Here is a 12,284-nt window from a genome sequence, read left to right on the forward strand (position 1 = left end):
GGCCCGGATGCCTGCGCACTTCGCGCCCCCTATCAATTGGCCCGTTTGCTCACCACCACAATGCCCCGGGAAAGCCCACTGACGTTATCAACGGCTTGCGAGCCCGCATACAACTGCGCAAGCGGCACCCACACAGCAGGATACTTGTAGCGTGCTACATCAAGCACGAGCGCGCTGTCGCTCGCGGCATCAAAAGCGGCAACCGGCGACCAGTGTCCGCCGCCCTCTTCGCCAATCTCCACGCGGTGAAAGTTCACCAGCGCGAAACGGTCACTCTGCGCGGTAGTCCTGCGAATCAGGTCGCGAAACTGCCCGAGCGTGAGATCGCCAGCATGATACTTCTGGACGTCGACGGGAAATCCGCTCAGCACCGCACTAAGTTGATCGAGTGTCATGCCTTCGCGTGATACTTGCGCAGCAGTAGCCACTTGCGGATCGACACTGCGAAAGAAGTCTTGCTGCGAGAAATACGGAAAATCGGGGTATTGCGTCGACTCAGGGCGCCGGATGCCCAACGCATTGAGCGCCATGACCGAACTGGCCACCGAACAGTACGCCTCGTTCTTCTGGGTTTCGAAGTACTGCGCGAGCGGCCAGTACGATTGCTTGTCGGCGGCGGACATCAGCCGCGTTTGACCTTCGGGTTGCGTCAGCGCGACCAGGTTCGGTGGGACCGGCAGGGGTCCGTCGGCGGAACGGATCGCTGTGGGCGCATCGGCATGGCTCGCGCTGGGCTGCAGCGGCGCGCACGCCGCGAGTGCAGCAACGAGGCCAGCGGCCAGCCAGGTGCGCCAACCGGTGCGCGGCATCGTGGAAAGCAGTGAACAATTGGACATCGAACCCTTCTCAAGCGAATGATTTACCGGCCATTACTGCTTCGCCCTCTATCGACGCCACGGACGAACCCCGATTTTTTAACACGAAAGTAATCGCTTCGTGAAATCCGCCGCCAAGGCGGGATTTCGTCGCGAGGAAAAGCTGTCTACTCTACGATAGAAACCAGAACGCGACGCCACGCATGATCCCCCCAACAACGGAGCTTCCATTCATGACGGAGATTGACGAGGCACAGTTTCCTCGACAGCTAGACGAAGTTCGCGCGATCTTCCGCGAGTACGCAGCGAGCCTCGAGATCGACTTGAGCTTTCAGGATTTCGAAGCAGAGTTGGCAGCGCTGCCCGGAAAATATGCGGCTCCGCGAGGCCGCGTTCTGCTCGCCCTAAACGATGGTGCGATCATTGGCTGCGTCGCGCTGCGTCCGTTGGATGATGACGGTGTGTGCGAAATGAAGCGTCTTTACGTGCGACCCGCGGGACGCGGTCAACAGCTTGGCCGACGCCTCGCCACCCAGGTCGTTCAAATTGCCAATGCAGCCGGCTACACCAAAATTCGGCTCGATACGCTTCCAAGCATGCGCGCGGCCCAGGATCTATACGTCTCGCTCGGCTTCAGGCCCATCCCTGCCTATGTGTTCAATCCGGTACAGGGCACCCAATTTCTCGAGTTGGACCTGAGCGCATTCGGACATCCTCGCCCCTAGCCGCACGATTGTTGGGATAAAGCGGCAATTGTATTCGCCGCAGACGCAATTATTTCGCGCCGCTCATTCAGTACATTGCTTCCAGTCACACCGGATATACAGACGCGGGAACCGTCCCGCGTCGGCTCCGATACCTGAACCCGGGAAGGAAGCAATCATGAGCAAGCTCACTGGCAAAGTCGCTGTCGTTACAGGTGCATCGAAAGGGATTGGCGCTGCTATCGCCAAGGCGCTCGCCGCTGAAGGCGCGGCCGTCGTCGTCAATTACGCATCTAGCCGCTCAGGCGCCGATGCGGTCGTGGCGGCGATCACCGCGGCAGGCGGCAAGGCAAGCGCAGGCATCAGGCAACCGGAAGGCGCGCGGTGAACTGGGTGCCTTTTTCTTGCGACGAAATAACTTCAAGCGTGCCGCCGTGGGCATTCACGATCTGCTTGCAGATGTAGAGACCCAACCCCAGGCCGCCGCCCGGTGCACTGGTCGGCGGACGCCAATACGGCTCGAAAATACGCACGAGGTAATCGGCGGCGAGCGGATCACCGCCGTTCGTCACCGCAAGCACAAGGTGTTCTTGCTCGATTTTCGCCTCGACGCTAACCGCCTTGTCCGCCGAGCCATGTGTCAGTGCGTTGCCAAGCAGATTGGATAGCAGTTGCTGCAGGCGGCTTGGATCGCAGTTGACGGGTGAGTCAATCGCCAGATCGCAGGTAAGCGTGCGCGCCGGGTTGGCGTCGCGCAGTTCGTCGACCACTGCACGCAGTTGCGGCATCAGATTGTCGACGGGTTGCCGCGTCACCGAGAGGCCCGAGCCCAGGCGTCCACGTGCGAAATCCATTACGTCATCAATAAGCCGGGCCATTCGCGCGACGGTCGTTTTCAGACGCTTGCCCATGGTCAGCAGATCGGGATCGGCCGTCTTGCGGCTTAAAATCTCAGCGGTTGCACTGACTGCGGCGAGCGGATTGCGCAAGTCATGGCCCAGGACGGCGATGAACTGCTCGCGCAGATTGGCGGTTTCGCGCTCGTTCATCAACTGGGCCTCGGTCGTCCACTGACGCTTTTCGCTGTCCAGCTGGATGGCGATCAGCTGCGCGAACACTTCGAACATTCGCACCACCCGCTGGTCGGAAACCTTGGCGGGGCGCGCGTCGATCGCGCACAGGTTGCCGAAATACTCGCCGTTGGGCAAAACGATCGGCACTGATATATAGCTTTCCAGCCCGTAGATGGCGGGCGTGTGATGGCCACGGTACTTTGCGTCCAGGCTGAACTGATCGATCACGATCGCCGCACGTGCCGCGCGCGATTCGAAGCACAGCGTAGTGGTCAGTTCCAGTTGACCACCCGGCTTCAGGCCGAAGTTAACGTCGTCCTGTACCGCGCAAGCGGTCCATGTGGCGTCCGTCACGCGGGCGACGGCGGCGAAACCCATTCCGGTCTCGTCGCATATCATGCGGAGAATCGCCGGTACGGCACCAATGCGGGAAACCGCGCCGATATCGCGCGCCAGCGCTTCCTGAGAATCGATCGAAATAGGTAAGTTGTGCACGTGGTTTCACCGGGTCATTGACCACATTCTGCCGCATACGTGCACGTTGTAACATAATCGTCGGGAAATTCCGGTCGCGTGCGTGCGTTCGCTCTCTATTTGAAGGGGCAACTATGGCACCCGACTTAAGCTCCAATCGCCGCGCGCTACGTGGCGAGATTGCGCGCCGCCGCTACACATCCTGCGTCCACGAGTGTCTCTACGAAAGCGTGCTCAGAATCGGGCAGGAAGTCGGAGATCCACACGAAGCGGCACTGGCCATCCGCAAGCGGCACGATTTGCATGGACGCATGATGATGGGCGAAGCGCTTCCCGCATACGGTGTAGGCGACGCGCATTCTGGCGTCGTCGATGACGACGATGCGCTCCTGCGCGACGTGACCGCCGGCGAAGGTCACCGTGCGCACGTCCCCGTCAACGGTGACGCCGGTTAGTACGCCCGCGAACACGCGAGCCACGTTGTTTGAATCGCGCAACGCCAGCCACGCGTTTGAAGCGTCGGTTTGAAGTATGACTTCACGGTAGATGGAGGTCATCGGGCACTCCCGTTTGCAGTGACGGAAGTGCCACGATAAGACCACCGGGCGCACATGTCCCGGGGAAAATTGAGCAAGGTCGTGCGAAAGCCCGGGTTTGTCGCCGTCGGCAGCGCTCAGCTTTCCTCAGTGCGATACAGCTTGATCACCGCCGAGAAGTCCAGCCGGCCTGCTCCCTTCGTGCTCATGGTCTGATACAACTGCTGCGCGAGCGCCCCCAGGTAGACCGGCTGACGGGCCAGTCTGGCGGCGTCGGTGGCAAGACCCAGGTCCTTGAGCATCAGATCCGTGCCGAAGCCGCCCGTGTAGCCACGCGAGGACGGCGCCGTTCCGATCACACCCGGGAACGGATTGTAGGTGTCCGAACTCCAGCAACGGCCCGTCGATGTATTGATGATGCCGCCCAGCACATTCGGATCAATCCCCAGCGCCTCGCCAAGCGACATCGCTTCCGCGACCCCCGCCATGGTGATGCCGAGCACCAGGTTGTTGCAGATCTTCGCCACCTGCCCCGTCCCGGTGTCGCCGCAATGGACGATGTTCTTGCCCATCCCGGAGAGCACCGGTTTGACCTGCTCGTAGACCGCCGCACTGCCACCCACCATGAACGTCAACGTCCCGGCTGCCGCGCCGCCCGTGCCGCCAGAAACCGGCGCATCGACGAAAGCATTGCCGTGTTGCGCGGCCAGCTCCGCGAATGCCTTGACGCTAGCCGGGTCGATGGTGCTCGAATCGATGATCGTCACGCCTTTGGGGATCCCGGCGAGCACACCGTCATCCGCTGTCAGCACGCTGCGCACGTGGGCCGCTGCTGGCAGCATCGTGACGACGCATTCAACGTCCGTCACCGCCGCTTTTGGCGAGCCCGGCGCCTTCGCTCCTGCATCAACCAGCGCCTGTACTGCCTGGGCGTTCAGATCGAACACGTTCACTGTATGGCCGGCCTTGAGCAGGTTGAGCGCCATGGGCGCCCCCATGTTGCCGAGCCCGATAAATCCGATCTTCATGATTGCGTCTCCGCTTCGTACCTGTAGGTTGCGGGCTTAGCGCAGGCTGATGGTGGTGTTGACGCCATCGTTGACCGTGGCGTCGTCGAACCAGCGCGCCGTCACCGTCTTGGTCTGCGTGTAGAACTGCACCACCTGCTTGCCGTACGGGCCGAGGTCGCCCAGCTTGGAACCGCGCGAGCCAGTAAAGCTGAAGTACGGCACCGGCACCGGAATCGGAATGTTGATGCCCACCTGGCCCACGTCGATCTCGCTCTGGAATTTGCGCGCTGCAGCGCCGCTTTGGGTAAAGAGGCCCACGCCGTTACCATACGGATTGCGGTTGACCAGAGCAATCGCCTCATCCAGCGTTGGCACGCTTAGCACCAGCAGCACCGGCCCGAAGATCTCCGTGCGGTAGATTTCCATCTCGGTCTTTACGTCGGCAAAGATGGTCGGGCCAATAAAGTTGCCCTCTTCGTAGCCGCGCACCGTGATGTCGCGTCCGTCGAGCGCGAGCGTCGCGCCTTCCTTCACGCCTGCCTCGATCAGTCCGAGGATACGCTGTTTCGCCACGCGCGAAACCACCGGGCCGATGTCGGTGCCGGCTTCATTACCCGCGTTGACCTTCAGTGTCTTCGCCTTCTCCACCAGATCGGACAGCCATTGCTGCGATGCACCGACCAGCACCACCACTGAGGTCGCCATACAGCGTTGGCCCGCCGCGCCGAAGCCAGCGCCGACGAGCGCATTGAGCGCCTGCTCGCGGTTGGCATCGGGCAGCACGACGGCGTGATTCTTTGCGCCCATCATCGATTGCACACGCTTGCCGTGTTCGCTGCCCAGGCGGTAGACGTGCGTGCCCACCGCCGTCGAACCTACGAAAGAAATGGCCTTCACCAGTTCATGCGTGCACAGCGCGTCCACCACATCCTTGCCGCCATGCACAACGTTCAGCACCCCCTTCGGCACGCCCGCTTCAACCGCGAGTTCGACCAGCTGCATCGTCGACAACGGATCCTGCTCGGACGGCTTCAGCACAAAAGTATTACCGCAGACGATGGCCATGGGGAACATCCACAGCGGAATCATCGCCGGGAAGTTGAACGGCGTGATGCCTACGCATACACCAATCGGCTGCCGCAAGGTGTACGTATCGACACTACCCGCCACGTTCTCCGCGAATTCGCCCTGCTGCAGCGTCCCGATCGAGCATGCATGCTCCACCACTTCAAGACCACGGAAGATATCGCCCTCTGCATCCGGCAGCGTTTTGCCCTGCTCAGCGGACAGCGTCTTTGCAATGCGCGGCATGTGCTCGCGAATCAGCGCCTGGAACTTCAGCATGATGCGCATGCGTGCGCCGATCGGCGTGGTCTTCCAGGTGGCGAACGCGGCGTGAGCGGCGCGAATCGCGGCATCGACCTCTTCTGCGGTCGCGAATGGCACACGGGCCAGCACTTCCTGCGTCGCCGGATTGACAATATCGCGCCATTCACGGGTGTTCGATTCGACGTACTCGCCGTCGATCAGCAGCTTGACCGTGCTGACGCTCGAATTGGAGGCCTGGGTAACAGCATTCATGATTGACTCTCTGGTTTGGATCAAGGATAAATTCAAGCTTAGGTCGCAGATTGAGTTTGCGATTTGCTATTGCGCGCTTTTTTGCATCAACAGCGTGCACAGCAACGCAACGATGCCCAACGCCACCATATAAGCGACCACGTAGTGCGGATTGCCACCACCCATCGCCAGCAGCGCCGTGGCAATCATGGGGGCGACGCCACCGCCGAGCACGCCCGCAATCTGCACGGACAACGAAATGCCGCTGTAACGAATCTCGGCCGGAAACTGTGAAGCGAACAACTGCGATTCCGGCGCATAGAGGATCGGAAACACGACACCCACGCCCAGCACCATCGCCCACCACACGGTGACGGGATGACGCGTGCCGAGCATCGCGAAGAACGGCGCAGCAAACAGGCACATGATCACGAGGCCGATCAGAAACAGTCGCCGCTGGCCAATGCGATCGCTCAGATAACCGCAAAACGGCATCGTGAAGAGCGAGAGCACAGCGCCGGCGGTAATCGCATGCAGAATGTCGGCCTTGGGAATCTTCAACTGATTGGCCGCATAGGCCAGCGCGAATGCAACGACCAGATAGAACCAGGTGTTCTCCGCTGTCCGTGCGCCGATGATGATCAACAGCTCACGCGGATGGCGACGCATCGCTTCGAGGATCGGCGCCTTCACGGGCGGACCCTGCGCCTTGATGCGTTCGAAGTCCGGCGATTCAGGCACCCGTACCCGGATCACCCAGCCGATCACGACCAGCGCAATGCTGGCGATGAACGGAATGCGCCAGCCCCATGCAAGCAGATCCGCTTCCGGCAACGCGGTGACAGCGGCCATCGCAAGCGATGACAGAATCAGACCGAAGCCCACTCCGGTTTGAGGCAGACTGCCAAAAAAGCCTTTTCGCCCAGGCGGCGCATGTTCTACCGCCATCAGCACCGCCCCACCCCATTCGCCACCAACCGCCATGCCCTGCAGAAAACGCATGGCGACCAGCAAGCCGGCCGCCCAGAAACCGATGCTTTGATACGACGGAATCAGGCCAATCACCATGCTTGGGATACCCATCAGCAGCAACGTGACAAGCAGCATGGACTTGCGGCCGATGCGGTCGCCGAAGTGGCCGAACACGATGCCGCCCATGGGGCGCCCGATAAAGCCCACGCCGTAAGTGGCAAACGCGGCGAGCGTACCGAGGATGGGATCAAGCGTAGGGAAGAATATCTTGTTGAAGACCAGCGCCGCGGCCGTGCCGTACAGGAAGAAGTCATACCATTCGATCGTCGTGCCGGCCATGCTGGCCCAGCCTGCGATCAGGTAGTCCCTGGCGCGCTTTGGAATCGGCGCGGCAACAGCCGCCCTGTCGGGGGTCGATTGCATTTGCATCCTGTTGTCTCCGGTATTTTTTAGGCGGCCAGTCAAACGGGTCACGCGGACGGCCAAAGCAGTGGTTGTTCCAGCAGCTTGCAAACGAGTATAGTTATTCGAATATCCACGGTATAGAGATGAAAAAGCCCATCTGATATGCAAAAAAACACAAGCCGCAATAGCTTGCATGGACCGGAGACTGGATGCCAAGCGTGAACTGGGACGATCTGCGCTACTTCCTTGAAGTGGCTCGCACTCAGCGCGCGAGCGGCGCAGCCAGGCGGCTGGGTGTCGATCACACGACGGTCGCGCGGCGGGTGAGAGAACTCGAGACGGCCCTCGGCACGGTGCTGTTCGACAAGTCGCGTGCCGACGGCTTTGTGCTGACGGCTGACGGGCAACGCCTGCTGGCCTATGCCGACGCGGTGGAGACCACGGTGCAGTCCGCCGCAGAGCAGTTCACTGGCGGCGCGCATTCGCTATCAGGTCATGTGCGCGTAGGGTCCACTGAGGGGTTTGGCTGTTTCTTTCTGTCGCCGCAGTTGGCGCGCTTCGCGGGACAGCACCCGGATATCTCCATCGATCTGCTGCCGGTTCCGCACTTTGTAAGCCTCTCCAAGCGGGAAGCGGATCTCGCCATCATGCTCGAGCGCCCTGAACGCGGGCAGTATGTGTATACCAGGCTGTGCGATTACCGGCTCAAGCTTTACGGAACGCAGGACTATCTGGAGCGACATGGGCCGGTGAACACGGTGGCGGATCTGCGGGATCACTCGTTCATCAGTTACGTAGCGGATCTGGCGTTTAGCCGCGAGTTGCTTTATCTGGACCGGACGATTCCTGGCGCGACGGCCAATCTTTGCAGCACGAGCGTGATTGCGCAGTATCACGCGGCGCTGCAAGGGCAAGCGCTAGCCATCCTTCCCTGCTTCATGGCCGAGACGAATCCGTTGTTGATGCCAGTCTTGCCGGATGAGGTGATGGTGACGCGGAATTTCTGGTTGTGCTGCCGCGAAGACCTGCGCAAATTACGCAGGATTACTTCGTTGTGGGATTATTTGCGCGCTGCAGCGGATTTGAACCGGGGGCTGCTGATGGGGGAAGAGAAGGAACTGAGGTTTCTGGAGCCGTTCGCTTTGGGCAGTGCTTGAGCCGTCACGCATCACGCTGGCGATACATCCCCTACCCACTCGTCCACTCGACGAGCTTGGCAATGGTATTCATATTGCGTGCGGTCCCCGTACTCGCGAGCGGAATCTTCAGTTTCGACTGTCCGATCCCGTTTGCGTAGTGCACGTATAGCTCGCGCGTTCCAAGGCCGATTTCTTCCGACTGCTGACCGCTGACACTGGCCAGCACATTTGCAGGCGGAGCTTTGTCGATAAAGATGACCACCGTCCGGTTGGGCGGCGCTGATGTAAAGGGATTGCTGGCGAGCACGGCAGCCAGTTCGGCGCCGGTGCGGACCAGCACACCTACAGGCTTGCCCGCGTAAGTCTCAAGAGCACGCTCAAGCTTCGCCTTCACCGAAGCTTCTGCGAGCTTGCTTTCGAACACGACATTACCGCTCGCGATATATGTTCGAACCTTGGCAAAGCCCACCGCCTCGCACATTGCACGAAGCTCCGGCATAGGCAACTTGCCCGTGCCGCCGACGTTCACGGCCCGCAAGAGAGCGACGTAAGCGGTCATTTACGCAAGCCCATTTCCCGGCTCATCAACCATCCACTTTCGACATCACTGCCGTCGAGGGGTCGTAGCGATAGCCCTTCATGGCAAGTTGCTGCGTCATGGTCGAACTGATCAGTTTTTGCTGCACCTCACGCGATACCAGTTCGTGATCCGGCTTCAGCCGTTCGAGTTCAGACGAGAGCCGCCGAACCAATGCGACTTCCCCGGTGCTGCGTGCGTCGATGAACAAGACCCTTTCGCTTGCGTGGCCAAGTCGCTGTTTAAGCTCCTTCGCATGCGCCACCCATTGTTCCGCGCTTGCGCGAAGCTCGTTAAAAGCCTTCTGGTGCACTTTGGCCTGCACCGATATCTGACGATGCAATGCGGCGACTTCTTCTGACTGATCGGACTCAACCGCGCGAACATCGGGTTGATGATCGCCAGCCCCTTCGGCCGCACGAGCCTGGTTAAGCTTAGCGATGCGTTGCGCCAACTCCGCTGCGCGTTCTTCCGCAGCTTCAGCGCGCTCGCGAGCGGCCGCCGCATCCTGGGCAATCCGGGCGAGTTCGGCATCCGCAGTCGTTTTCGCCTGGTTCAACGCGCTGAGCCGCTCACGCGCCCCGTCGAGTTCCTGTGTAATGCGCTGAACCTCGTCGCGCTGAGCCGAGGCTTCATCCAGCCCGGCAGCGAACGTCTTCCGCTCCGCCGCGAGCGACTTGTGGGCCTCTTCCAGTTCGGCCTCCAACGCCGCGACGCGAGCGAGGCTTGCCTTCGTCTGCGTCATGGCGGTTTCTGCCTGCGACGCAGCGGCGCTCGCCTCCTCCGACAATCGGCTCATTTCCTCCGACTGTGCCTGATGCGTTTCCGACAAGGCGCCAAGCTCCCGACGCACCTCGTCGCGCTCTTGCGTGATCCGGCTAATTGCTTCGCTCTTATCCGCTACGGCAGCATCCAACGCTTCACGCGCCTTGCGTTCCTCGTCCAGGGAAGCGGTCGTTTGCTCCAGTCGCGCGCCTTCTTCCGACATACGCTGCGTGAGTTCCGCTACCCGCGTCTCAGCAGCGTCGGCGCGCGTAGCCGCTGTGACGAGTTCGGCCGCGAGCCGTGTACCGGTTTCTTCTGAAGCACTCAGCGCGGTCAGCTTTTCCTTGAATGCGTCGCGCAGATTTGTGGCTTCTCGCCGTACCTCATCACGTTCCTGACCGATCCGCGCAATCTCATCGCTCTGACTCGCGACCACCGTGGCCAACTCTTCGCGCGTTTTGCGTTCCTCGTCAAGCGAGGTCTTCGCAAGCTCCAGCCTTGCATCGTCCTCCGATGCACGCATCTCGAGTTCCGCTACCTGTGTTTCGGCAGTTTCCGCGCGGTCGGTGGCTGTGCTGAGTTCCGCCCGAAGCTCGAACGCGCTGGCCTCCAATGCCGTCAGCGCAACCGTCTTTTCCTCCAGTGTGCTGTTCAATGCTGTGACTTCCTGACGAGCCGCGTCCCGCTCGTGCGCGGTTCGTTTGATTTCGCCGCTCTTCTTTGCGACATCGGTATGCAGCGCGTCACGCTCCTGCGTGATCCGTGTGATTTCCTCGCCTCTCGTGGCAGCCAGGTCGATCATTTCGTCGCGGTCCCGAGCGATCCGTGCGATTTCATCGGTCTTGTTTGCGACCATGGCGCTCAACTCTTCGTGCGCCTTGCGTTCCTCGTCAAGCGTCGCTTTAGTGGCATCCAGTGTGGCCTCTGACGCCGACGCACGCTGCGCGAGTTCCTCGACACGGCTCTCGGCCGTTTCGGCGCGGCCCGTTACCGTTGACAGATCCACGGCGAGACGCGCGGCCTCGATTTCAGCGGCGCTCAGCGCGGTCGTCTTTTGCTGGTAAGCGTCGCTTAGCGAAGCGACCTCTTGTCGTGCGTCGTCACGCTCCTGTGCAATCTTCGCAATTTCATCGCCCTTACTTGCGACAGCGGCGTTCAGCGCATCGCGCTCCTGCTCAATCTTCGTGATTTCATCGTTTTTGCTCGCGACAACCGCAACCTGCGCCTCATGCTCCTTCGTGAGGCGCGCGATTTCGTCGTTCCTGGTTGCGGCAAGGTCAATCAGTTCGTCACGGTCACGCGCCATCCGCGCGATTTCATCGTTCTTGTTCGCGACCACGGCGCCCAATTCTTCGTGCACCATGCGCTCGTCGTCGAGCGCTGTCTGCGCAAAGTTGAGATTGGCTTCAGCGTCCAATGCACGCTGCACGAGTCCCTCAGCACGAGATTCAGCGGTCTCGGCGCGACCTGTGACCGTGTGGAGTTCCGCCGCGAGACGCGCAACCTCGTGTTCCGACGCACTCAGCGCACTGCTCTTTTGCTGAATCGATTCACCCAGGCTGGCGACTTCCTGCCGCGCCGCGTCGCGCTCCAGATTGGCCTGCTCGATCTCCTCGTTTTTGACCATGACGATGGTCGCCAACTCGTCGCGCGCGTTTCGCTCCTCTGCAAGCGCCGCTTTCGTCTGCTCCAGCTTCCCATCCACTTCCGAAGCGTGTTGCGCGAGTTCGTCGACGCGCCGCTCCGCAGTTTCGGCACGGCCGGTCGTACGGGCGAGTTCGTCTGTGAGACGCGCCGCCGCATTTTCCGCGGCACTCAGCGCATTCGTCAGCGCAATGATGCGCTCGCGCCCCGCGCCGGCTTCTTCCGCTGACCTTTGATATTCGACCAGTGCCTCGTCGCGTTCCGCGAAGGCCGCGTCGAGTTGGTGATTGATCAGACCCAGGCGCTGACCAAACACCCTTTGAGCTTCGTCGTGCGCGGCGGCCCACAGCCGCCCTGCGGCACTCATCATCGCTTCGGTCGCATTCTCGGGCAGTCCAGGCGGCTGGATCTGAACGGGAAGCGTGTCGGGCTGGCGCGCCTCGCGCCAGCGCTGCAGGGCTGCAGCAATGGCCACAATTGAACCGCCCTGAACCTCTGACCAGACAGATACCGGCGAGACTTTCCGCCCCTCTTCGGTCATTCGGTCTGCGATTCCTGCAATCTGGTCATCTGTGATCGTGTCTACGTCCATCGACATAAGCGCCCCAAA

Annotated in this window: 10 protein-coding genes and 1 pseudogene; 3 read left to right on the forward strand and 8 right to left on the reverse strand. The window is 61.0% G+C overall.

What is annotated here, in order from left to right; translation table 11 throughout:
• Positions 1-32 precede the first annotated feature (32 nt).
• Positions 33-836 (reverse strand): phytochelatin synthase family protein, encoded by an 804-nt coding sequence (locus WCA85_RS01770; protein ID WP_424061361.1) that lies wholly within the window; start codon positions 834-836, stop codon positions 33-35.
• Between the two features lie 212 nt (positions 837-1,048).
• Here WCA85_RS01770 and WCA85_RS01775 point away from each other — a divergent pair, with 212 nt between their 5' ends.
• Together WCA85_RS01775 and WCA85_RS01780 are read left to right on the forward strand one after the other, a co-directional pair.
• Positions 1,049-1,540: a GNAT family N-acetyltransferase gene (locus WCA85_RS01775; protein ID WP_424061363.1), complete on the forward strand. Its 492-nt coding sequence runs from the start codon at positions 1,049-1,051 to the stop codon at positions 1,538-1,540.
• 157 nt (positions 1,541-1,697) lie between these two features.
• Positions 1,698-1,877 (forward strand): annotated as a pseudogene (locus WCA85_RS01780) (SDR family NAD(P)-dependent oxidoreductase); the annotation flags it as partial.
• A gap of 4 nt (positions 1,878-1,881) precedes the next feature.
• On the opposite strand, the gene WCA85_RS01785 reads toward WCA85_RS01780, so the two are convergent.
• From WCA85_RS01785 to WCA85_RS01805, 5 genes are all read right to left on the reverse strand, one after another.
• Positions 1,882-3,087, reverse strand: coding sequence for a sensor histidine kinase (locus WCA85_RS01785; protein WP_424061365.1), 1,206 nt, complete (start codon positions 3,085-3,087; stop codon positions 1,882-1,884).
• Positions 3,088-3,233: 146 nt separating this feature from the next.
• Positions 3,234-3,623 carry an SRPBCC family protein gene (locus WCA85_RS01790; protein WP_424061367.1) on the reverse strand — a complete coding sequence of 130 codons (390 nt, stop codon included), beginning with the start codon at positions 3,621-3,623 and terminating at the stop codon, positions 3,234-3,236.
• Positions 3,624-3,739: 116 nt separating this feature from the next.
• Entirely contained in the window at positions 3,740-4,630 is an 891-nt protein-coding gene (mmsB, locus tag WCA85_RS01795; protein WP_424061368.1) for a 3-hydroxyisobutyrate dehydrogenase, read from the reverse strand.
• A gap of 36 nt (positions 4,631-4,666) precedes the next feature.
• A complete protein-coding gene (locus WCA85_RS01800; RefSeq protein ID WP_424061370.1) occupies positions 4,667-6,193 on the reverse strand; it encodes a CoA-acylating methylmalonate-semialdehyde dehydrogenase in 1,527 nt (508 codons plus the stop codon).
• Between the two features lie 66 nt (positions 6,194-6,259).
• Entirely contained in the window at positions 6,260-7,573 is a 1,314-nt protein-coding gene (locus WCA85_RS01805; RefSeq protein ID WP_424061371.1) for an MFS transporter, read from the reverse strand.
• A 185-nt stretch (positions 7,574-7,758) separates the two neighbouring features.
• Here WCA85_RS01805 and WCA85_RS01810 point away from each other — a divergent pair, with 185 nt between their 5' ends.
• A complete protein-coding gene (locus tag WCA85_RS01810) occupies positions 7,759-8,706 on the forward strand; it encodes a LysR family transcriptional regulator (protein WP_424061372.1) in 948 nt (315 codons plus the stop codon).
• A gap of 31 nt (positions 8,707-8,737) precedes the next feature.
• On the opposite strand, the gene WCA85_RS01815 is transcribed toward WCA85_RS01810, so the two are convergent.
• Both WCA85_RS01815 and WCA85_RS01820 read right to left on the reverse strand, forming a co-directional pair.
• Positions 8,738-9,247 carry a DUF1697 domain-containing protein gene (locus WCA85_RS01815; RefSeq protein WP_424061374.1) on the reverse strand — a complete coding sequence of 170 codons (510 nt, stop codon included), beginning with the start codon at positions 9,245-9,247 and terminating at the stop codon, positions 8,738-8,740.
• 25 nt (positions 9,248-9,272) lie between these two features.
• Positions 9,273-12,272 carry a DNA-binding protein gene (locus WCA85_RS01820; RefSeq protein WP_424061376.1) on the reverse strand — a complete coding sequence of 1,000 codons (3,000 nt, stop codon included), beginning with the start codon at positions 12,270-12,272 and terminating at the stop codon, positions 9,273-9,275.
• Positions 12,273-12,284: the final 12 nt, after the last annotated feature.

Origin of the sequence: Paraburkholderia sp., from assembly GCF_049581445.1 — a bacterium.
Taxonomy (GTDB): Bacteria; Pseudomonadota; Gammaproteobacteria; order Burkholderiales; family Burkholderiaceae; genus Paraburkholderia.